This window comes from Enterococcus salsurae (genome assembly GCF_054784955.1).
Window position 1 is genome coordinate 723072 of record NZ_BAAHWY010000002.1, and the last position, 23902, is coordinate 746973.

Sequence of the window (23902 nt, forward strand, 5' to 3'; positions counted from 1 at the left end):
CAATTGATTTCACTTTCCCTGTACTATTATCTATCCAAAAATTCCCAATTATCATTCCAGTACGCGCGTACTAACTGGTTGTTTCTATCTCGGTACTCAATTGAAATTTTATTTCGAATTTCATTCACTGGTATATCTAGTACAATTGATTCAACAGTTGGTCTATTAGCTACTGAATACGTTTCATAGATCTCTCCATCTATATAGATCGTGAAATTGTTGACATTTGCATAATAAATGTTCAACCGACTATTGACGACATTCAAATAAATATCCCCAGTTGGGTTATTATTTCGTTCATATTCAAAAGTAACTGTTTGTTTCTCTTCTGTGATGGTCCCTGTTATATTTTCAGGGATATCTTTCAATAGCCACCCAATGATCTCTCTTTGTCTTGCCGTATAAGAATCACCATAATTCCCTTTGATCACTTCACTAGGCAATAAATGGTTTTTATCTTTATCTATATAGATTACAGTTACCTCTGCTGGCTCAAGTTTACGATATTTAGCCTGAAGCATAATATCCCCGGATGTATCATTGTGAATCAGACCTGCAACTAATTGTGCATGGGGATTTTTCAAATCATTCACATCGATTTCGGCATAGTTTCCTCCTTCAACCAATACCCATTCCACGAATTCATAGCCAGGATTGACATCAGCATCTAACTGAATCACAGTTTTATCATCAAAAGACGATTGGGTCGCTTTCGGATTTCCAGCTTCTTTGGGCTCTGCAGACACTGACAACTGATAACTTTTACGTTCATACACAGCCTCAATGATTTCATCTCCTGTCCCCATTTTGACTGTAGTGGTTGGATTTGTTCGATCATTGATTTGTGCACCATTATGTGAAGCAACACTCGTACGTCCAAAAAATGATTGCGTATAATTAAAAGTATCAGAGGATACATCCATTTCTTCACTTGAAAAAATAGTTGCTATCGTATTTGTCTGCAAAGTATCGCGAAGAGAAACAAAGTCCCAACGAAGGAATGTATACCAACTATTTGGTCTAGCTTGAATCGTTGCAATTTCACCCTCCGCTAATTTTGTTTGGCTTGCAGTTGGGGCTCCTCCGATATTGGGGTTTCCTTGCAACCTTAATGTATGGATAACTGGTGGTGGCGGTTCTTCTTCAAAGACTGCACGTACAACCGCATCACTTGATCCCATAGTAAATGTAGTTTCCTGTACCATTGCATTGGCAATACTGCTTCCAGAGCCGGAAACAATTTCCCATTTGACGAACTGGTATCCCTTATTTGGCCTGGCGGTAATGGTCGCTTTACCGCCGGTCTCAAGCTTCTCTCTATTTGTTGTTGGCTGACCACCTGCTTCGGGAAACGCTACTATTTTCAAGGAATACTCTATAGCTGATGGAACAAATCCTTCAGCCGCTGTTGCTTCAGTATGCAATGACTGATAGCCTGCTAACCTATGATTTGCTAAATATCGACTACCAAAATCATCTGGAGAACTTATTGCTGTAATCATTTCTTCATTAAATATTTGTGCATCAACATGATTCCAAGATTGATTAAAATTACTCAATGGCCTAAATGTATAATTTCCTCCACTCATCAAGACATTGCCAGCACCTGCCATCATCACATTGTTCGCTTTGATAATAACCCTTGCATCATAATTTACTGCCCCAAACCTAGTGCTATTTGCGCCATTTGATATGATTGATCCTTTACTTTCCATTATAATACGCGAAGTTCGATCTACTGCCACAGCATTCCCATTTGTGGAAATAATTCTTCTTGGCTTATCCCCTTTACCAAAGTCCAAGGTAGAGGAGCCATTCAAACTAACTGCTGTTGCAGTGAGACTTGGCATAATATGCCCCCCATCTTCTAGAATCACAGTTGACCCTGTGGCGTCTATAAACACCCCACTATAAACACCTACACCTGGATAGACGTTACTAGTTAGTGTGACATTTATTCTAAATGTTACTCCATCCAATAAGACAAAGTTGTGCGGGCCTGTACTGACTGAAAGATTGGGTGATTCAGAGGTGAGATACACGGAAGATCTTCGTTGATTTAACGAATCACCCAAAATACTTGGTGAATATGTGATTGAATTATAGCCAATATTGATTACACTCACTGAACTATTCCATGCACTTCTAAACTGACGCCAATTTGTGATCGAGGAGGTGGATCTTGATGCATCTAAAGTTTGATCGAGGATGCGTGCTTCTTCAATGGTAATCAACTCTTCTGGAATCTCTAAGTCACTGTCTTCTTTCACCTCTATTGGCAGATTCGTTCTATCCACACGTTCAGTGATTTCAAAATACATATGATTGCTGTCGTCATCCACGGAGATAAAATATTCGCCTGTCTTGGTAAAAATTACAGGTAATAAAATCATTTCCTTCTCAGCATTTGTATAGAGACGCCAATACTCCCCATCTTCATGCTCGATCGTAAAATCGTTCTCAAGGTGATTCTTATCAACTTCAGCTTCTTCAGGTAATCTGATCGTAAAAGAATCTACAGGCTTAGATTTTTGAATCTCCAAGAACATGGTCTGATCGGTTTGTCCTTTATACGTATCTGTACTGAAAGTGATCTCTTGGAAGTCATCATCTTTTTCGTCTATGACCGCGGTGCCTTCTTTGGCAAATGCACCTTGCGTGTTTACCGCCAACAAATCTTTTATATTGCTTGTATTATTCTGATTTTCCATTAATGATTGGGCCTGTCCAGGATTCATCGTTATCACCTGAATAGGCAATATAATTATTGCAAGCAGGACTTTGATTATTTTTTTCACCAAATGATGTTTCATTGCAACCGCCCCTTTTCTTGATTGATTTTGTTTTAAGCTGTTGTTCTTCAACCGGGTGTCATTCAATCGGTTTTCCTGTTTCAAATGTGGACACGTATGGCATTTCTATCGTAATCGTGGCCGAATATGAATAATCAGACGTATTTCGTAGTGTATTTGCTCGGTAACTGTATTCTCTCACCTTCGCAAAACGCGAAGATTCTTCGATACGTTGGACAAACGCCAACAAGTCTTCGGCTGTGTCACCAACATAATCTATACTCAACAACGCCTTGCGAACTTGTCTTTCAGCACTCATCATTTCTGGATAAAGTTGTTGAAATTCATATTGGATAGAGACAAACTCAATAGCCAGTGTTTGATCGATCGTTTTCAATTCTTGAAAATATTCTTCAAAATCAACACCATTAGCAATTTGCGGTATTTCTGTTATCACACCAGATTCAAGCAGCGTATCATTCTCCTTCAAAACGGCTATTTCATTTTGCAATCCCTTGACGATCACTTGAGAACGTTCTAAGTCTGCTTGTGCCTCTTGTACTTTATTTAAATTGGGTTGAACTGCAAAAGTCCAAGCAAAAAAAATAATCAACAAACAAAAAACACTTACCGTTCCCGCGAAAATCATGTGTTTTTTTGTAAATACTAGCTGGTTCAACTTTCATCACTCATCTCATATTCTAACTTTCTTAATCTGATCAAAAATTCAGATTCAACACCATCCGTGTTGACAACATTTTTTACTGGATGCACATCATAAACCAGAGCCATTTTTTCTAATTCTGTTTTGAAGCGTGGCATACTATCAAAAAGATCACCTTGAACGACCATCGAAATAGGCGTATACAAAAGCTCTCCCGTCTGACTAACCATACTAAGATCTTGTTGATCAGCAATCATTACCTGATAACTGTTGATCGTTAAATCCAAAAGATTTGCTGTTTCTTCAAAAGATGTGATAATTGGATGGACCAGAACATTTTCTTCTTTGTAATCAATCAAATAGGATTGAATATCTGCTGATTGTTCTAACTCTAATTCCATCACCTGATTACGTAAAATCGTTTCTTCCATCTGTATCTGTTGATTTGCAAAACTTAATTGTGTCAATTGTCGATTTGACAAAAAGATCATACCAGCCAATAAAGCTGCCATCAGCATCAAACTGCCACCAGCAACCAAAACGATCAAAGATGTTGCTTGATTGATGTAAAACTTCTGTGGGAGCAAATTAATATTCATTTTTTACTCTCCTTTCAGTGCGAGACTAGCAGCTAATAAGTAATGATGCGGCATTCTTGTGTCCGCATCTTGCAAAAATGGGACTTGCGGCACGCTTGTAGGTAAGTCAGTTTGCACGAGAATCATCGCATATACATCTTCAATAAGTTTTGGATGGCTGCCTACTACATAGACATGTGCAACTTTGCTCTTTTTTGATACTTCAGTTTCAAAGTATGTAATCACATTTTTGATAAGTACACCAAACTCTTTCAGCGCTGATTGCTCATCTAAAGACCCAATTTCAATTTCTCCGTCCACTTCTTTAAAATGCCAGTTACCAGGATTGTATACTTCATACTGCATATAGACTGGGACAAGCGCTTCAAAAATGGTAATTGTTGCTTCGCCGTAATTGACTTCGACTAAAACAAAGCATTCTCCTAGGTTGATGCCATGATGTAATACTTTTGTATAAGCCAATGCACTAAAATCAACTCCCGTAAGATGTCCCCCACTTATGTTTACTGATTCACCGACTTGCTCTAATAATTTTTCTGATGTAACGATGATCGGAACATTTCCATTGACAGCAAAGCGATTGCGCTCAATCGTCCGTATATTTTTAGTGGGTGCGGAACTCGTCTTTCCTTTTGCCCGCTTATTTTTTACTTTGCTCTTTTTCGGCGGATTCAAAATCAACAAGTCAAAAATAGGGTCTTCAAATGGCAGAGGGATCGAAGCGCCTAACTCAAAGAAAAGAAATTCTCGGATCTCTTTTTCTGTTTCCATCTCCTTTAGTGGGACTTGACGGATCAATAACTTTGAATTTAGTGCCGCTAAAACCACTCTAGGATTTTTCACTTGTAATTCTTGAAAAATATCAAATAATAGTTCTTCTAAGGCTCTTTTGTTCACCAATTGATTTTCTCTTAAAAAGGTTGTCTTTGTGAGCTTTTCCCCAAACAACCAGCGACCATTGCGCACCATACAATAACGCAAAATATTTTTTTGAATATCTATGCCTATTTGTTCTTTTTTTCGTAACATTCATTCTCTCCCTCTTCAGTCATACCAACAATTAGCCAAAGTGTTTCTTCCTACTTTAGTTAATTCTTGGTGTTTACCCATTGATCAAATATGTCATAAATGCCCATTGCCCAGATGTAATGAAATAAACGATATAAGAACCAATTGCTATAAATGGACCAAAGGCAATATACTTGTCCTTATTCTTCTTGAGGAAGTACATCGATACATACCAAATTAATGCAAGACAAGAAGCGAGTACGATCGACATCAATAATCCGATCGGTCCAACAAATAAACCAATCACTGCGAATAATTTGATGTCCCCACCTCCAATCGCATCATTTCTGATCATTCGAATCATAAATAGCGGTACAAAGCCCAATAAAAGCCCTGCTACCGGATACCACCAATAAGTAGTTTGCGGAATAAAGACCCGTTCGATCATGCCAATGATCAGGAAACATACAAGGACCTTATTCGGTATAATACGATATAGCGCATCCGAAATACTGATCGTAAACAAGAGACTGACTAAAGTGAGCCCAACAATTGTCTCTGTTGACAGTTGTAAAAAAAAGGCTGTACTGCAAAATAATATGCCCATCAAACATTCTAAGATTGGGTGGACCCACCCAATCTTAGCGTGACAATAATAGCACTTACCTTTTAGAAAAAGAAAGGAAATCACCGGTATTAATTGCCATCCTCGCAATCTTTCACCACAATGGTTGCAACAAGAATTTCCCATCAATGTTTCTTTCTTAGGCACTCGATAACCTACAACTTGAAAAAAAGACCCCATACACGTTCCTAATAGGAAGAAAAAAATATAACCAATACTTTTGTAGTCTTGCAACTGACTGATTTCCATCATAAAACTCCTTTTTTCTGTAAGTAATCATCTATTTAATACTAAAAGTGCCTAATCATTCCATAGTGCGTCGCGGTCTAAATCAAGAACTTGTTGTTGGTCACCTGAGAATGGTTTGTTGTCTTTTGCTCCTGCGGTCAAAGATCCAGCCGGAACAGTGACAATTAACCCACCATTAGATTGTGCTTCAAATGTGACAGTATCTAAATCTTTCCACGTGTTTGAAGCTGTACTTAAATAACCTTGACCTACAACTGTACCTAAATTGAACGTTCCGCTGTCCCCACCACTGGTTTCAGTTGATGCATATAACTGAGCAGCGTTCATCGCTTGTTGAATATCAGCGATCCCAGCATCTTCACGGGCATTTTGAATCACTTGTCCGATCGCTACTACACTGATTGCCGAAATGATCGCCAAGATCACAACTGCTGCTAATAATTCGACCAATGTAAAGCCACTCTCATCTTGTAAAAACTCTTTCATTTTGCTTTCCTTTTGCAATACCAATTCGTTCATAACTTACTCCTTTGTTTTCATCATTTTATTTTTTATATTAAATCGTCTGTAGGGGTAGACGATATAATAACACTAGAAAAAGTTGCTAATGACTGTCTTGTCTCATCTTCAATTTATGAAATGAACGCATGCCTCACACACGGTTAAAGCAGTCATTGGTACCTATTATTTGGTGAGGATTTAGAATGTAACAAACCTATTTACTATCCTTGGATCGATGTATATACGGACAACATTGGCAGCATGATCGCTGCCACAATGAACCCAACGATAACGGCAATGATAACCATTACCAATGGTTCCATCACAGTTTTTACTCGCTTTGATACCTCATCGACTTCACGTTCGAAAATAATGCTGAGTTTTGATAACATACTGTCTAAAGCACCTGTTCTCTCCCCTATTTGGACCATCTGAGAGAGAATCGGCGGTGTCACATGAGATGCTAGGAAAACTTGACTTAACTTCCCGCCTTGAGCGATTTCAAGTTCACACTTTGCGATCACTTCTTTAATATACAAATTACTAACACTTTCTTTACTCATTTTGAGTGCTTGTACCATCGGCACCGAACTACTCAATAAAGTAGACAAAGTCATCAAAAATACTGAAAAATCATTTTTTTGAATCAATTCTCCAACAAAAGGCAGTTTTAGTTTGTATGTATCTGCTTTAAAAGCCAATCCTGGATGGTACTTGATTGAAAATGAACCAATAACACATGCAAGTACAATCCCAATAATAAGGATATATTGGTTTTTCAAAAAATCACTAATTGCAATCGTGACGATCGTAATTGGCGGCAGTGGTGCATCGAAGCTTTTAAACATCTGTATAAACATCGGTACGATCGAAACCATTAAGAAAATCGCTACACCTACAGAAGCAACCAACATCAATATGGGGTAAACCATGGCAGTGATCAAGCTGCTGCGATTGACCAAGCGTTTTTCATAATAACCAGCGATTTGCTGAAGATTGATCTCCAACGAACCCGACATTTCTGCTACTGCAATGACGTTCACCAACAGTCCTGGAAAAGCATTGGGATGTTTCTTATAACATGCTGACAGCTGTTCCCCATTCTCCAAATCCTTACGTACTTCAGTCAACACTTTATGGAATAGTTTTTCCTTGACTTGATTTTCTAACATCGTGGATGCATCTAATACACTGATACCTGCATTGATCAACGTCGACATTTGCTGCAAATAAAAAGACAACTGTTTTAATGGGACACGATCAAAGAGTTTGATTTCCTTTGTTGCTAAATTTTCTTCTCTGCGAAGGATGACCTTTGCTTTGATTTTCTTCTTGCGTAGTTGGTTATAGACGTCGCTTTCTATGGTTGCATGAATATTCCCTTGCACCTTTTCTCCAGTAACAGTCATTCCTTCGTAACGAAACATAGCCATTACTGATCACTCCCTTCTTCCAGATAGAGAGATGCGATTTCTGGGCTTACACGGTGTTCTCGCACCAATCGTTCGATACTACTTTGCATAGTATGCATCCCCTCTCCACGGGACATTTGCAGCATATTCGCAATTTGATGGGTTTTCCCCGAACGTATGATATTGGCGATCCCTTTTGAATTGACCATCATTTCGGTAGCTACTACGCGCCCATTGCCATCTGCTGTGGGCAACAAACATTGCGCCAACACACCAATCAATGAGCTAGCCAATTGAGAACGGATTTGGCTTTGCTGAATACCTGGAAAGACATCCACTACCCTTTCGATAGTGGCAGGGGCACTGGAGGTATGCAACGTACCAAAAACAATATGACCTGTTTCTGCTGCCGTGAGTGCAATCTGAATCGTTTCGAAATCACGCATTTCTCCGACTAGGATCACATCTGGATCTTGCCTCAAAGCGGCTTTCAATGCATTAGCAAATGAGTCCGTATCACGACCGATTTCTCGTTGAGATATAATTGATTTCTTATGGCGATGGACGAACTCAACTGGGTCTTCCAAAGTTAAGATATGACACCGCTTGTTTTCGTTCAAGAAGTTGATCATGGCAGCCAATGTCGTAGATTTACCAGAGCCTGTTGGGCCAGTCACCAAGAATAATCCTTGTTTGCGATAGGTGAGATTTTTCAATATTTCAGGGACACCCAAACTAGACAATTCGGGAATATCTGTGGGAATCAAACGAAAAGCAATCGATGTGGTTTTCATTTGCCGAAAGATGTTGACGCGAAAACGGCCAACTTGGTCAATCATATACGCACAATCCACTTCACCATTTGCCAAATATTTTTGCCATTGTTTTTCTGTACAAATAAATTGTGCCATCTCAGTTATTTGTGCGTCGCTCATTTTTTCTTCTTCTGGAATTGGCAATAAATCTCCATGGATACGATAGATTGGTGGTGAATTCTCAATTAAATGAAGATCGGATGCATCATTGCTGTTCATATTGCTTAACCACTGATTTAGAAGAATATGCCCATTCTTTTTAGATACTAATTGAGACTTTCTTTCTACTAAGGGGACTTGTTTGCTCTTATTGGAAAATTCTACTGATTTTTCTTCAGGAATAGCGATGAATTCGTTTGCCTCACTTTGCTGTTTCAGCCAATTTTGAAACGAATCATTATCGACAAGTTCCTTCTGTTCTTTTTCCATCACTCGTTTACTAAGCTCCCTTCTGTTGCAATGATTTTCATTCCTTCCTCAATGGTTGTAAACCCTGCAATTACTTTGTCGATTGCATCATCTGCCAAGAAGGGCATCCCTTTTTGTTTTAAGTACCGGATCATTTCATCGCTGTTCACATTTTCTGTAATCATTTTGCGCATGGCAGCTGTGACGATCAGTAACTCTTGTATCGCAATTCGCCCTGCATAACCTGTATAGGCGCACTTCACACACCCTTGTCCTCTATAGAGCTGTTCGCTTGTTCGTCCATATCTATTGAGAATCACTTTTTCTTCCTCAGAAATTGGATAGGCTGTTTTGCAATTTTGGCACACTGTGCGGACCAATCGCTGTGATAAGATGCCCGTCAATGAATTTGCTACGAGGAAAGGCGGGATCTCCATGTCAATAAGACGACTAATGGTAGTCACAGAATTATTGGTGTGAATCGTTGATAATACCAAATGGCCAGTCATGGAAGCGCGAATAGCAATTTCTGCCGTCTCACTATCTCGTATCTCTCCAACCATGATGATGTCAGGATCCTGACGCAACATAGCGCGCAATGTACTGGAAAATGTCATTCCGATACTCGCATTGACGGCAACTTGATTGATTCCTCCTAGTTGATATTCAACAGGGTCCTCAACAGTGATCAAATTCCTTTTGGGGTCATTCAATTCATTCAGAGCTGCATACAATGTAGAAGACTTGCCTGATCCAGTTGGCCCCGTAACCAAAATAATGCCATGGGGTTGTGCCAACAATTGACGAAAGAGAACCAATCTTTCGTTTTTGAAATTGAAATCTTCGAGATTTCGAATACCGATGGATCGATCCATGATACGGATAACAACTTTTTCTCCATGAATCGTTGGCAATATAGATAGTCTAAGATCGATGATTCTCTTACCAGTTTTCATTTGCGCACTGCCATCTTGAGGAACCCGGTTCTCTGTAATATCTAAATCGGATATGATTTTCAGCCTTGAATTCACAGATGGTTGAATATTCTTAGGAAGTTTCTCTATTTCCCTTAAAACGCCATCAACGCGCATCCGCACCGAAACAAATTTTTCATGTGGATCAAAATGAATATCGCTGGCTTGGTGATTGATTGCTTCCTGAATCAAACTATTGACTAATTTGATAATCGGCGTATCTTCTTGTTCTTCATTTGTCTCTGCCTCTATTTCTCCATCACCAAATTCATTTATATTGATCTCAGAAGGATACTCTCTGATAATCGCTTGATGGATGTCTGCTTCATTGGCTTTTTGAGGGATAATCAACATGCCGGTTTTCAGGCGCAGGTCATTCAACGCCGAAAAATTGAAAGGATTATTGATCGCCACGTGCAGCTGATTATTACTGTCTCGTCTGATTGGGATGACAGTATGTTCTAAAGCAAATGATCTCGGAATCAAGTCAAGCAATTCTTTTGCTATTTTCTCATTGAGCCATTCGTTTGGTTGACGGTCGTTTTCCACTACTTTCACTCCTATAAAGTTTCCTCTTATCATTGATATTTTCATAACTCGAGATATGAAAAAGTTCTTGATATCACTTGTGTAGCTGTTGTATTGATATTAGAATGTCCTACTATGATCGTTACCTCACCATTTGATGCACTTCCTACCGTCTCTTTCACACTATTAGGAATACTCATCTCATCGAATATGGCTTTCAAATGATTCATATCTGCTTGGCTATTTACCTCGACAACAACTTTTCCTTCTAAGGTTCCTTGTACCAAAGCTGTTGTGAGGAATGTCGGATCAAAAAATATCAAATTTGGCAGTAAATTGAATTTAAATAAGCTATCTTGTTCAAGTGATAGATGAAATGGTTCAATTCCCGTATACCCCATAACCATCGATGCGCCATTTTTCAATTCAATACGATTCCAATATTCTGAATCGTTGTACAAAACCGACTGCTGAAGCGCTGCATCTTCGAATGGTGATGCTTGTCGATTGACTTTTGGTGCATCTATGAAGCTAACACCTTTGATCTGCATATTTGTATTGGGGCCATCTAGTATAATAGAAGCAGCTGGGTATGGCGTTAGTGTATGTTCATCTTGACCTTGGAAATAGGAAAACCCTCCAACATTATCTTGCCAACTAGCATTTGTTAAAAGAAAATTACCGTCAATATCAATGGTTCGTACTTCCTGTTGCCCATTAGTTGCTTCACCTGATATTGTCGATGGTCCCGCATAAAGCTCAGAACTAGAGATCAACAGCGATCCTTTAATAAATTCTCGCCAAGACCAGTCTTGTGGAGAGCGATTGGTTGCTTCACTTGTATAACTTCCAAATGAAAAAGTTTTTGCGCTCTCTATGGTATCGATCGTCAGCCCACCACTGTTCAGTATTAATCCAGCTTTCTGATCATATTGACTCGTTTGCGTATTCGTCAAAAGAAGTCCACTAGTATGAAAATCCGTTTGCCCGCTCATCGATAATGATGCATCATTGTGCGCGAAATTGATGTAGGCGCCATTCCCTGCTTCAATCGTCAAATCTCTAATAAAGTGCTCCTTGTGCCCCCCATCTTTGATTGCAAGCAAGTTTTCTACCACCAAGGCAGCGTTTGTACCACCACCTGCTAACTGCACACCCTGTTCAAAGAAAAATGAACCATCAAAACGGAGCAGATTTCTTAACGTCTTTGCTCCTGAAAAATCAAGTCGTACGCCGTCTGTATAGTCTATGAGTCGACCTCTTTGATACCCTTGCGTAGTCACGGTGAAGGGATCAAATCCTGCAAAGTCAAAAGTTGTCAAACTTTTACTAAATTGATAATTATCAACCATCTTCTTGCCCCACTCATCTGCGGATAGATAGCTTGCGCCGTTTGGTAGATAATGAGAATATCCAATATTGCGCCATACATCCAACTCGATGCCATCGATTGACGCATCGATATCATTCCACTGAACCTCAAAGATATACGTGCTCGATGCTGACTCTTTTTTTACTTCAGTAGGTGTTTTTTCTTCGACTGATGCTTGAATAGAGAAATTAAGCGCAACATTGGTCGCATTTGTTTGGTCGACTGTTGAAGTGTCTTCTACCCATCCGAATCGCCCATCGTCCATACCCAAAATATATGGGTTAATCTGATTCGCATGGATTGATTCAATTTCTACTTCAAAAGAATATTGTCCCTTGCTGCCGATATTATTTTCTGTTACCAAGAAATCACTGAATAATTTTTCTATTTCTTGACTGAGTTTATTTGAATCATTACCGAAGCTAATCGTTGATAATCCTCGAAGGTACTCATCGATTTGTTTTTGGATCTGTGTGGCTCCTTCTTGAATAGCATATTCTTGAATATCTTGGATTCGTTTGTACGTTTCAACTTTCGTTATTTGGGCATATACGATCCGCGATACAGCAAAAATCCCACCAATCATTGCCGCACATAAAATCAATAATCCAAGAGAAAAAATCAAAATACTTCCAGATTCATTTTTACCACTTGCCACTACCTGGAACATCCCCTCTCGCTTTCGAGTTATCTCGATATGTAAACGTTGTTTTTCTCGCATATAAGACATTTTCTAAAGTACTTAGATCATTGAAATTCCAAAGACCTGTATGTGTATTGTAGTATTGACTAAACGCAATTTGACCTTGATAAAATATAATTAATGCTGTCGTTTGTATTGAAAAAGAGTCACGGTAATTAGGTAAGGAATAAATTGTTTTTGTAACGTCATGCTCATTCTTATTTTGAAAAATTTTTATTTTTATTGTGTCATCTTTTATGCCAAAATACGTTATCGTTTGGTTCAAATTATCATTGATATGTGTAAGTCCAATTTGATGCGCACCTTCAGCCATCTTATCAATTTCTTCTAACTCACTAGCTGTATTTAAAACCTTGATAATATGCGCGTCATTCCAAGGAACCCCTACATACTTCCCTAGATAACCAGCCTGTTCATACAATCCATCTATTTGACTGATTTTTTCCATCTCAAGAACAATATTATTACTGATTTGTTGAAATTCGATTTTTTTACTTTGGAGTGTCGAAATACTCATGATTTGTAAACAAATACCTATAATCCCTCCACCCAGAATCCCTAAAATCACTAAAGCACTTAATGTTTCGACCAAAGTGAATCCATTCTCATTTTTGTAGAGTTTACGCATGATTCCCCTCTTCCTAATACTCTGCTATCCAATTCAAAAAACCTTCACTCAACAATTGTCCATTTTTTTTACTATAAATTTTTATGTTTAATTCGACTCCATCTTTTCTTGGTTCATATTCATCTAGATTTTTCTGTCTCACAACAACTTCTACTAACAATTTGGCGTCCTGTTTCGAATTGTCAACATACTCACCTATATAATACTTATTGTAATCATCCGACTTTAATGGTTCTGGTAAATGGTCACCTGAAAAATCATATAGAACTTTGACAAACGATTCTCCACGATCCACTGTCTTATCTTGCGGGATCTCACCATAAATATTCTCTCCATAAACTGTTTTTTGAATGCCAGATTCATCAAGAATAAAGTGATTACGCCTTCTTTTTTCTGCTTCAGTCAATGAGGGATTCATTTGATGCTCCTTGACGAGAGTAAATTGATTCAAGTTTGCTATATCTTGATTTGTTGCCCGATATGTTAGCCACTCTTTGATATCCTCTTGTGCAAATAAAGAAGCTTCTTTTAATTGATTTATTTGAATACTTGAATAATTTTGGTTCATTAGGACAGCCATACTCAATAATGTAAGACCTAAAATGATGATCGAAGCCAGAATTTCAACAAGCGTTCCCCCTGTTTCTTCTTGATATATTCTTTTTAGGCATTTCATAGCTGCGTATCTACTCCCTCTGCCTTATCCTGCAAAAATCGTGTTAAACCTATTTATTAGAACTAAAGAAACTCAATCTCATTCAAGCTACGTACTGAAACCTTCTCTTATGGAGACAAGAAGATCTTGCGCTTGTTTTTTCACCTTAGCCATATTTTCACTTAGTTCATTTAAGCTATTGGCTTCCTGATTGAATATCACATCAGTCAAGTGTCCATGCACCGGTTCATTTGATATCTGTTTTTTTGCCATTAGCATGGTTAGGACATCTTGATGTTGTTTTTGTTCCTCTTTCATTAAGGTACACTCTTGTTGCAAAACACTTATCTGGTTTTCTTGTTTGCTAATATCTGTATGAAGCTGATTCTTTTCTATAACCAATTGGTTATTCACTTCCTTTATCAAGGAGAGTTCAGATTCCAAGTCTTCTATTGCAGATTTATACTGTTCTAATTCCTGTTTTGCTTTTTTCAGTTCACGCTCATCGCCATAAACATTTTGAAGAAAAGCTTGTTTTGCTTTCTCATCAAATTTTTCTTGTTCAATATTTACTTCTTCATAATCATAGGCATAAAGCATGTCTTTTTTCTTTTTGTCTTTTTTTCCAATCAATCTCTATCAACCTTTCTTTCAGTAAACTGCTTATATGTTTTTGCTTGAACGATGTCTAATTTTTCTGTTGTGCTAGGTTCCGATGATGCATGCTAAACCTTCAACAAAGCAAAAACTTTCTCCGTCTTTGTTTATACTTAAAAACAGCGAAACTTTTGTCATATTTGATTATTACATTAATTAATTTCAAAGAAAATTCTAAAAATTCACCTCTTCGTGAATAATCTGAAAATAAATAAAAAATGATTTTAGACAGAACAATTTGGTCTATCAAAAACCATTTCAACGAAAAAAGCGTCTATATCCAACCCTATTCACACTATCGAAGTTTCTAAAACTATATAGCGCGCATTTCTCACACTGAACAGGCTATCTTTTGAATAAAAACAAAACCAGTTAAACAGTACGCCTAGCTGGTTTTGTCTCCATTCCTAATTGTTTTTTTCTAAAGAACACTGTATTTTGATTCAAAAATTTTCTTGTACTTTTTGATACCGTTTATTGATTTTCTTTCACGATTACCGATTTTCTACAGGGACAGCCGGAACCATACTCAGTTCCCAAACAAGTGTTGATGCATAGGTGGTTGCTTTAGGCATAGTTTTGGCTGGGATCACTAGTCTTACACTGTTTTCTGCCGTATCCTCATCTCCAAACCGATATATCCAAGTTCCTTTTCCTTGTCCTTTTTGTGCAGAAACTAACGTTTGCTTCACACCTGGAACCAGTTCGAGATCTTCTTCTTCAAGAATTGTTGGCGCAAGGTTGTTTGTCGCAGTATCCAACTGTTGATTACTTAGAATCAAACGAGCCCCTAACAATTCTTGTCCGTAAACGTTTTGAAATTGCTCCTTTTGGACCACCGAAAGTGACCAACCAACATCTGAATCGTCTTGAACTCGACGATCACTGATTTGAACATAGTTTGGCCGAATCTCTTCTCTTATATTTCCATCCTCATTTAATAATTTTTGAGAATGTGCATAATAAATCGCATCATCAACTGAGATTTTTTGTTCACTAAAGCGAAATTGTGATACGAAATCTATACTTAGTAAGCCTTGGTTTTCTGTAATTATTGGTTTATCGTTAGGATCGACTTCTTCCTCTGGTTTAACTGGATCAACTGGCGTTACTTTCTCTGTATCATAGATATAATTAACTGTCTGATTGTTTTCTGTGAATATGCCATTGGCATTTTCGGGGGTTTCGACTAGTAAATAACCTTCGATATCCTTTGGTTCAGTTTCATAGTTATCTCCTAAGGCACCTGTCAGAATTACGCTACTGGCTATCGTATTTTGATCAAGATCAATATAGTTCACTTCCACTTCTGCTGCAGAAATTTTTTCATAATGAACATGCATAATTACATCACTCAAATCAAATACGATTATAGGCATATCATCATAAGGATCCCACCACATAGAAGTACTTCCCTCTATCAATTCATATTTTACAAATCTATAACCTTCACTTGGCGCTGCATCAAAATAAATCATATGATTCGTCTGATTAAAGACTTCTCGACTTGCACTGGGGCTTCCACCATCGGAAGGAACCGGCACGACTGTCACACTATACGTGTTTTGCGTATACACTGCTCGTATCGTCGTATGGCTCGTCCCCATCTTAAAGGTCGTATTCGCTGAATTCACATTTGCTATACTGCTGCCGGTCCCTGACACGATCTCCCAACGACTGAAGGTGTAGCCTGCCACTGGATTTGCCTGAATTTCTGTCGTTGATCCTTGTGCAACTGTCCCGCTGCCTACAGTCGGATTCCCTCCTGCTGCTGGGCTTGTTTGCACGGTCAGACTATACATGTTTTGCGTATACACTGCTCGGATCGTCGTATTGCTAGTTCCCATCGTTAAGGTCGTATTCGCTGAATTCACATTCGCTATACTGCTGCCGGTCCCCGACACGAACTCCCAACGACTAAAGGTGTAGCCTGTTGCTGGATTTGCTCGGATTTCTATCGTTGATCCTTGTGCAACTGTACCGCTGCCTACAGTCGGATTCCCTCCTGCTGCTGGGCTTGCCTGCACGGTCAGACTATACCTAGGATTTTCAATCAAAACCGCACGAAGCTGAACATCTGACGTTCCCATCGTAAATGTCGTATGACTAGTATGAATGTTAGCAATGATAGCATTGGAACCTGAAATGATTTCCCAGTGAGAAAATATAAAACTACCAGATACTTGCTGTACTCTGATTTCTCTTGTTTCACCATATGCTAAAGTTCCACTAGCAGCCCATCCAGTTATTCCGGTTTCTCGGTTAGCTATTAGCGCGTTTATCTCTCCAGGAAAATTTGAAATTAGACTCACACTATATATGTTTTGCGTATACACTGCTCGGATCGTCGTATTACTCGTACCCATCGTTAAGGTCGTATTCGCTGAATTCACATTCGCTATACTGCTGCCGGTCCCCGACACGATCTCCCAACGACTAAAGGTGTAGCCTGTTGCTGGATTTGCTCGGATTTCTGTCGTTGATCCCTGTGCAACTGTACCGCTGACTGCAGTCGGATTTCCTCCTGCTGCTGGGTTTGCTTGCATAGTTAGACTATACGTGTTTTGTGTATACACTGCTCGTATCGTCGTATTACTGCTTCCCATCGTTAAAGTCGTATTTGCTGAATTCACATTCGCTATACTACTTCCTGTTCCCGACACGATCTCCCAACGGCTAAATGTATAACCTGTTGCTGGATTTGCCCGAATTTCTGTCGTTGATCCTTGCCATAGAGCATCTGTGTCAGCGATTGGATTTCCTCCTATTGCTGGACTAGCCTCTATATTAATATCGTAAAGTGGAAATAGATCGTCACTTGGCCAACCGAACAGTGCTAGACCAAAATTTGAGCTAGTTATAGCTGATGAAAAAGAAAATTTGAATTCCACATCACTATCTACAATAAAATTAGCCGTTTTATTTGGGTCCAGAATAAAGCTTGTCCCGGTTCCCATGTTAAACTCAAAATCACTATCGATAGATCTGACTGTAATATCACCATCGTAAGTATCTAAAAGTAGTACACCATGAAGCCCTGATTGTTCTACTCGAAAGATACTCCGATGTAGATAGTATTGCAGTATACCCTGGATTACTGGGCTACTAATAACCTCTTTTGTTTCCATTGTCCGAACAGTTTGATTCATACTTAGAGTTGTATCTTCCTGACTACTGATTCTTGCAACCTGTAATTGAATATTATCTCCGAACTGATGAAATCTCACGAATGAAATCAGACCGTTACCGTCAAAGTTATCAAATATGACTTCTACTGACTCTCCTCTATAATTACCTAAGTTAGTTATTCGAACTTCAGCACTCCCGAGTTGAGCTTCTCCTCGTATCTCAAAAGATTCTGACTGAAGCTGACCATTGTAATAAACTTCAGTCTTATCTGAAATTCGCAACGGAACAGTTCCTATGGGAACCAGGTGAAAATCATCCTCATTATCGATAATCCCTGTTAATTCGAAATCACGGATTCCCACATAATTCCTTAGCTGATCACTTCTAGTATGGTCCTCATGTTCAGAGTCTGCTTTCTGACCATCTGTTACTTCTACTTCATTCTCCTTTATCGGACTCTTTTCATCCTGTGGCTCTTCTCCAGAAATCTTTAATGTGACTTCAGCTTGATTCGCAACGACTATCGAGTATGAACCAGGTTTGTCCACCAATAAAGGAATCGTAAACTGCTTTTGTTTTTTTGATGTCGAAAGAAGCCATTCTTGATCTGTACCCCGGCTATAAATTGCCATGTTAGCGTCAAGATCATTTTCGTTGATCTTGACTGCTTTTGGGATTCTGAGGGATATATCCCCAACAGTTTGATCAGAATAGAATGTCAGTAGAAGAATTTCATCAACCTCTCCCCGAAGAACCTCTTTTTCAAATGAGAAGATTGGCTCTTGTTTCTCTACATCAGTCATATCTGGTAAAATCAATTGTTCATTCGACTGTTTCAATTCTTCTGCGGTGGTAAATTCTTCTTCGGTAATTTCAACTGGTTGTGCATCTAGAATCGCAATCGGTTGGTACCAAATTGGAAAATTAACTAACGCAAGCATTAAATGAACAACACACTTATTAAACCACCTATTCATTCTCCTCCCCCTTATATTTTTTTAAATATTTTCTATTCTTTCGTCGTTTATAATATAACAATCCTAGACTTCCTGCACCGCATATACAGATGATGACCGTCATTTCCCAGGTTAATGATATGGCCGTTTTGATCGATACATCTTTTGCATTAAAGCTATGTGCTTCTTGTCCATCAATGGTGAATTCCCGCTCCCAAACCCATTGCTCCTCACCCAAGAAAGCCGATAATTTCATAATGAAGGTCCCCGGTTCAAAGTGTTCCCCATCAAGATAAATCGGAAACGGAATATGAGAGTTAGGCGCGAGTTGCATATTGTCTTTCTTGGCTTGGTAAAGTAACTCTTCGCTATCTTGATGATATACTTCAGCAGTGACAGACAGTTTGTCGATAAATATTGGCTTTGGATTTTGAATGTCGACAGTAATCACATTGCGGTAATTTACTTGATTTGGATAAATATCTTGTATTTGCAGTGGATTACTAGACTCCAACGTGCCTAGATCCACTTCTTTATTGCTTGCTAATACAGCTATAACATACGCAAAGCTATTTTGTAGCGCTAAAGCTGTATCCTCTTTTAATAAGTCCTCCTCAAATACTTCCTCAACGCGAATACCCCCAGCGAGTATTCCTTCCACTTCTTTGGTCGGCATCGTCAAAGTAATAATCACTTCTTTGGTTTCCATTGGGGCTAATTCTATATCCCCTGGTACTGAAAGCATTTGATTTATTGGCTCCAATAAACTTGCATCAGGATTTTCCGCATCGCTGCCATATTCAATCACTCCGTGTAAATTGGTATACGCAGTATGCGCAGATATGCTCAAAAAAATGGATTCATTGCTATTATTGTGAAGCACAAATCCTATTTTTTCCTTTGCTCCTGGTTCGAGACATACATAAAAAAAACTTTGTTCGTCTTCTTTTTGATTTTCCGAAAATATTGGTGTAACATCAAAACGCAAACCATTTTCCTGTGCATGGACATTCACAGAAGTAAAGGCAAACCATGCGCTAATGCTTATGAGCAGCCACCACCAACATTGTTTTGCTCTATGCTGTTCCTGTGTGTACATAGCTATCCGCCTTTCCTACTCATAAAAATAGCTCTTCCGCGATCGGTTCAAAAAAAACTACAAAGACATGCTTACGATATAAGTTCCTTTTTAGTTTCTCTTTTTTTCAGATCGAGTTAACTTTTCGATGGGTATCACGACCGTTTGATTTTGTCATTCCCCCTACATTCAGTTTATTTTTCATTACAGTTATGTTGATCGTAATTAGTAGTATACCGAACCAAAATAAGGCAATATTCCGCTGTTCATTGGTCTTTGGAAGTGCCCCTGTGATTGAATCTTTGTCTTCAGATGGTTTTTCAATTCCATCTGGTGGCGTTGGATCAGGCGTACCAATGGGAACATATATTCCTGTAAAACTAAGGGTTGACTCTGTCTCTGCAGATTGAATTTGTGCTGCATTTGCTAATCTTGGTATCCATACAATAGCTAAAGCAAGCATCAAATATAGATATTTAAGATAGAACTTCTTGGTTTTCTTCATTCTCCCTCCTCCTAATAATAAGTGATTAGACAAGTTGATAAATATCTAGCATATCCAATATCAGAAGATCTATGCGCTTGTCACAAGAACATACCCTCTCTACCCTTTAGCATATCCTGGCTAGAAAAAAAGGAACAATCATAATTTTCACCTATGCCTGAACTGTAGTTGGATAGAGAGGCTAATTAAATGACTAAAAAAGAATTTTTTTCATTGATGGGTTGACTTTCTCTATGACTCGTTCCCAATCTTTCTTGTTCATAATTGAATTGACAAGTATGTATTCTGCTTCGATATTAAAATCAGTGATAAATTGTGCGTAATTGGTCACAACTAAATCGAGTTGTGCATCCTCTATATTTTTTTCTGTTAATTTACTCAAAGGTAGAAATACTATGTTGTTTTGATAACCCAAAAGATACTGTGCTGCGATCCTTGTACTTTGACATATCAGATGATCACCTTCCAACAAAAAGAGGATTTTTTTAGGTTGTTGATGAAATTCAAGCAACATTTCGATATACATGGTTAGGCTGACACAAATATCTTCAAGAAAGCATTGGGAAAATGTCAGTATATCTTGGTGCGCGATCAAGAACCGAAAGTTAGCTTCAAATGAGCAGGCATAATTTTTTTTAACCGCTCTTGTTACTTCGTTCATCACTTTATTTTCAGCTGGACTAAACATATTATTGATCTTTTTAGATAGAAAAAAGGAATGTATATATGCCTCGATATCGATTTGATTCCGTACACTGATCGCACGTTCTCTTATATATGCTACTGTTACATCAGAAATAGCTGGCCATAAAGGAAACTTTTCGCAGAAATTTTTTTCTTGATCCGCACAATCGATTGTACGTTTTCCGATCGTGACTAAATAAATCCAGCTAAATTCTTCCATCGGCAGCAACGATTCGATGTCTGGCTCAATTTTTTCATAAATATCGTACAACAAAAGAAAATTTTCATCCTTGTATAAAATTTCTTTCAGCTTTGAAGGAACAGTGACTGTATGACCGTTCTTAAAGCGTTCAGTGGCGATAAAAAAACTATAATAAAACGCAGCTGGCGTCATCCCAGTTCGAACCTCGTGGCTTTCTACATAAGGGATAAGCTGATTGATTAATTTATGCAAATGTTCCGGAGGAAATAGAGTATGAGGAGTCTGTTCACCTATGTAATAGAAATCCTTAAAAAACTTGCGCAATGCCTCTTCAGGCCCTACAATATCAATAGGGTACAAATTTAATTTTAAACCATATGTTTCTAATGTGGGCTGTATCTGTAACAGCAAACGTCGTACAGTACTCTCAGAACTGTTATAGTACTCAGCCACTTCTTCAATTGTCTCTTTTTCGTCATAAAAAATATTCCCAACTATTTCGAATAGCAACTCACTTTGAATCAGTTTTCGCTTTTGTTTTTTATAATGAATTAAGTCAATCTCCTCAAATCGATAGCCATTTACACCTGATACAAACGATACACTTTCTTTAAAAAAGTCTTTCAAGTAATTGATGTCTTTAATGATTGTACGTTGTGAGACACCCGTCCGTTCTGCCAAACTCTTAATGGTAAAAAAACGCTCATCTTCAACCAGATTGAGGATTTGAAACCAACGCGCATTACTATGACTACCAATAAACTTCATTTGTAAATCTCTCAAATTCAGTTTCCCCCTATCTAAATATGTCTACCTCTATCATGCATCACGACGGTCGCTCTCTTTAATAGTGATTTCTTCCATTCCTGCTTTTTATACCTTAGCAACAATAAAAAAGATTGTTAATTCATTATTTTCACTTATTAGTGAAGCTTGATTTTTTTAACCGATAACATTTAATTCAAACTGATTCTATAATGCAATAGAGAAATAAATGCTTTCTATTTACATATCGATAAAATTAGATATAATAAAACATATGGAAAATATAGATATGTTTAAAGCGCTAGCGAATGAGCATCGCCTCCAGATTCTAACCTGGTTAAAAAATCCCACGGACTATTTTGTCCATGAAACAAATGTTGATATGGAAGAAGTCGGTGTTTGTGTGGGGGAAATCCAAAGAAGGCTTGGATTAACGCAATCCACCACTTCACACTATTTATCGATTTTACAAAAAGCCGATTTATTGACGGCTACTAGAATCGGCAAATGGACCTACTATCGACGGAATGAAGCAACACTTGCTGCATTGAGTGCCTTCATTCAGTCAGAATTATGATTGTCGCAGGGCAGCATTCTTGCCCATGCGGCATCATCACGTATAGGAAGTCCTTCTTCTACTCCCACATATCGATAAAATCAGATATGTAGTTTTGACCAATCTGCTTTTTTGTTTGCCGTTCTTAAAATCTGTCTATTTTCAGCAGCATTATTCTATGACGAATAAAGGAGTTCACACAAAGATGACCAAACAGTTAACTGATTCAATCAAATTAAGACATGGCGCGGTATTAAACAATCGCATCGTCATGTCCCCTATGCAAACCCATTCTGGTCTACGAGATGGCTTTGCCTCTGAAGATACCATTGCGTATTACGCTGCCCGCTCAAAAGCAGCTGGCATGCTGATCACTGAATTTCATTATGTGAGTGAAAATGGCGGTCCTTCTTATGTACCAGGCTATCCTGAGCAACTTGCTGCTTATTCAGATGACCACATCAGCGGCCTGACTAAAGTAGCCAGTGCATTGAAAAAAGACGGCAATAAAGCGATCCTGCAGATTCATCACGGTGGCAGAGCTGCCATTGGACAAGCCGTCAGTGGTCAGGATGTCGTTGCGCCTAGTGCCCTTGATTTTCCTTTTTTGGATTATCCAGTTCGGGCATTGACTGATCAAGAAATCCATGCAATCATTGCTGACTTTGGCCAAGCAACCAGACGCGCGATTGCAGCTGGTTTTGATGGTGTGGAGATCCATGGTGCCAATCACTATTTGCTGCAACAGTTCTTTTCTGCATGGTCAAATCAGAGAACCGATGACTGGGGCGGCGATTTGAAACGGCGAATGGCCTTTCCTTTAGCGGTTGTCCAGGAAGTCAAGCGTGTGATCGCTGAAGAACCGGCCGCGGATTTTATTGTCGGGTATCGTATCAGTCCAGATGAGATCCATGGTGACAATGTCGGCTATACGTATAAAGAGTCTGTTCAACTGGTTGCTGAGATTGCCAAACACGAACTCGACTATATTCATCTTTCCTTATGGGGCGGGTACGGTTCAAGACCAAGTGGTGTAGATGCTTCTTATGCCTCATTATTTAAAGAGGTGCTAGATGATCAAACACAACTGATCATTGTTGGAGGTGTATTTGATGCCCAAAGTGCCGCTGACGCTGTTGCCAATTATTCAGACTTGATCGCAATTGGTCGTGGTACCCTTGTTGATCCTCAATTTGCCAATAAGATCGTTACGGGGAATGACGCTGATATTTTCCATGAAGTCTCGCCAGAAACCATGGCATATGTACAATGGACACCAGGTTTGAAAGAAGCTTTTACCCGTAAAGATGCCTTGGGATTGCCACCTTTACCTGGTGGGGAAACGATTCAGTCGTTGCATACTGGTCGTTTTGATATGTATCGCAAAGCATAAATGCTATTCACTTAAATACGACTATGTAAATGACAAAAAACAGG

19 protein-coding genes are annotated in these 23902 nt (G+C 38.7%); 2 read left to right on the forward strand and 17 right to left on the reverse strand.

The genetic code is table 11. The annotated features are described in order from the left end of the window. Positions 1-26: 26 nt before the first annotated feature. The 17 genes from ACYVRS_RS07695 to ACYVRS_RS07775 form a co-directional block, all read right to left on the reverse strand. Positions 27-2879: an InlB B-repeat-containing protein gene (locus ACYVRS_RS07695; protein ID WP_461203083.1), complete on the reverse strand. Its 2853-nt coding sequence runs from the start codon at positions 2877-2879 to the stop codon at positions 27-29. Continuing rightward, on the reverse strand, positions 2872-3408 hold the full coding sequence (locus ACYVRS_RS07700) for a hypothetical protein (protein WP_461197879.1): 537 nt from the start codon (positions 3406-3408) through the stop codon (positions 2872-2874). The genes ACYVRS_RS07695 and ACYVRS_RS07700 overlap by 8 nt, the downstream gene beginning before the upstream one ends. A 59-nt stretch (positions 3409-3467) precedes the next feature. After that, positions 3468-4055 carry a hypothetical protein gene (locus ACYVRS_RS07705; protein ID WP_461197880.1) on the reverse strand — a complete coding sequence of 196 codons (588 nt, stop codon included), beginning with the start codon at positions 4053-4055 and terminating at the stop codon, positions 3468-3470. Positions 4056-4058: 3 nt separating this feature from the next. Then, on the reverse strand, positions 4059-5084 hold the full coding sequence (gene pilM, locus ACYVRS_RS07710; protein WP_461203084.1) for a type IV pilus biogenesis protein PilM: 1026 nt from the start codon (positions 5082-5084) through the stop codon (positions 4059-4061). A 73-nt stretch (positions 5085-5157) separates the two neighbouring features. After that, entirely contained in the window at positions 5158-5940 is a 783-nt protein-coding gene (locus tag ACYVRS_RS07715) for a prepilin peptidase (protein WP_313537003.1), read from the reverse strand. A gap of 48 nt (positions 5941-5988) precedes the next feature. Continuing rightward, a complete protein-coding gene (locus tag ACYVRS_RS07720; RefSeq protein WP_313537005.1) occupies positions 5989-6456 on the reverse strand; it encodes a type II secretion system protein in 468 nt (155 codons plus the stop codon). A gap of 203 nt (positions 6457-6659) precedes the next feature. Beyond that, positions 6660-7871 (reverse strand): type II secretion system F family protein, encoded by a 1212-nt coding sequence (locus ACYVRS_RS07725; protein ID WP_461203085.1) that lies wholly within the window; start codon positions 7869-7871, stop codon positions 6660-6662. Then, the gene (locus ACYVRS_RS07730; protein ID WP_312497898.1) at positions 7871-9094 is read right to left on the reverse strand and encodes a type IV pilus twitching motility protein PilT; all 1224 of its coding nucleotides are present in this window, start codon (positions 9092-9094) and stop codon (positions 7871-7873) included. The genes ACYVRS_RS07725 and ACYVRS_RS07730 overlap by 1 nt, the downstream gene beginning before the upstream one ends. After that, complete coding sequence (locus ACYVRS_RS07735) at positions 9094-10596, reverse strand: GspE/PulE family protein (protein ID WP_461203086.1); 1503 nt, start codon at positions 10594-10596, stop codon at positions 9094-9096. Before ACYVRS_RS07735 ends, ACYVRS_RS07730 begins: the two co-directional genes overlap by 1 nt. 41 nt (positions 10597-10637) lie before the next feature. Beyond that, positions 10638-12605, reverse strand: coding sequence for a hypothetical protein (locus ACYVRS_RS07740; protein ID WP_461203087.1), 1968 nt, complete (start codon positions 12603-12605; stop codon positions 10638-10640). Then, complete coding sequence (locus ACYVRS_RS07745) at positions 12592-13278, reverse strand: prepilin-type N-terminal cleavage/methylation domain-containing protein (RefSeq protein ID WP_461197885.1); 687 nt, start codon at positions 13276-13278, stop codon at positions 12592-12594. The genes ACYVRS_RS07740 and ACYVRS_RS07745 overlap by 14 nt, the downstream gene beginning before the upstream one ends. Before the next feature lie 13 nt (positions 13279-13291). Then, the gene (locus ACYVRS_RS07750) at positions 13292-13954 is read right to left on the reverse strand and encodes a type IV pilus modification PilV family protein (RefSeq protein WP_461197886.1); all 663 of its coding nucleotides are present in this window, start codon (positions 13952-13954) and stop codon (positions 13292-13294) included. Between the two features lie 87 nt (positions 13955-14041). Then, positions 14042-14566 (reverse strand): hypothetical protein, encoded by a 525-nt coding sequence (locus ACYVRS_RS07755; protein WP_461203088.1) that lies wholly within the window; start codon positions 14564-14566, stop codon positions 14042-14044. 518 nt (positions 14567-15084) lie between these two features. Then, on the reverse strand, positions 15085-18696 hold the full coding sequence (locus ACYVRS_RS07760; protein ID WP_461203089.1) for an InlB B-repeat-containing protein: 3612 nt from the start codon (positions 18694-18696) through the stop codon (positions 15085-15087). Further along, on the reverse strand, positions 18689-19774 hold the full coding sequence (locus ACYVRS_RS07765; protein ID WP_461203090.1) for a WxLIP family cell surface protein: 1086 nt from the start codon (positions 19772-19774) through the stop codon (positions 18689-18691). Before ACYVRS_RS07765 ends, ACYVRS_RS07760 begins: the two co-directional genes overlap by 8 nt. A 106-nt stretch (positions 19775-19880) precedes the next feature. Further along, positions 19881-20258 (reverse strand): EF2685/EF0750 family sortase-dependent surface protein, encoded by a 378-nt coding sequence (locus tag ACYVRS_RS07770; RefSeq protein WP_461197890.1) that lies wholly within the window; start codon positions 20256-20258, stop codon positions 19881-19883. A gap of 193 nt (positions 20259-20451) precedes the next feature. Then, a complete protein-coding gene (locus ACYVRS_RS07775; RefSeq protein WP_461203091.1) occupies positions 20452-21927 on the reverse strand; it encodes an AcpB/EbpR/MafR family transcriptional regulator in 1476 nt (491 codons plus the stop codon). Positions 21928-22183: 256 nt separating this feature from the next. On the opposite strand from ACYVRS_RS07775, the gene ACYVRS_RS07780 reads away from it, so the two are divergent. Both ACYVRS_RS07780 and ACYVRS_RS07785 read left to right on the forward strand, forming a co-directional pair. Next, positions 22184-22486 carry an ArsR/SmtB family transcription factor gene (locus ACYVRS_RS07780; protein WP_312497888.1) on the forward strand — a complete coding sequence of 101 codons (303 nt, stop codon included), beginning with the start codon at positions 22184-22186 and terminating at the stop codon, positions 22484-22486. Between the two features lie 184 nt (positions 22487-22670). Then, positions 22671-23858, forward strand: a complete 1188-nt coding sequence (locus ACYVRS_RS07785) for an NADH-dependent flavin oxidoreductase (protein ID WP_461203092.1) — start codon at positions 22671-22673, stop codon at positions 23856-23858. Positions 23859-23902 lie beyond the last annotated feature (44 nt).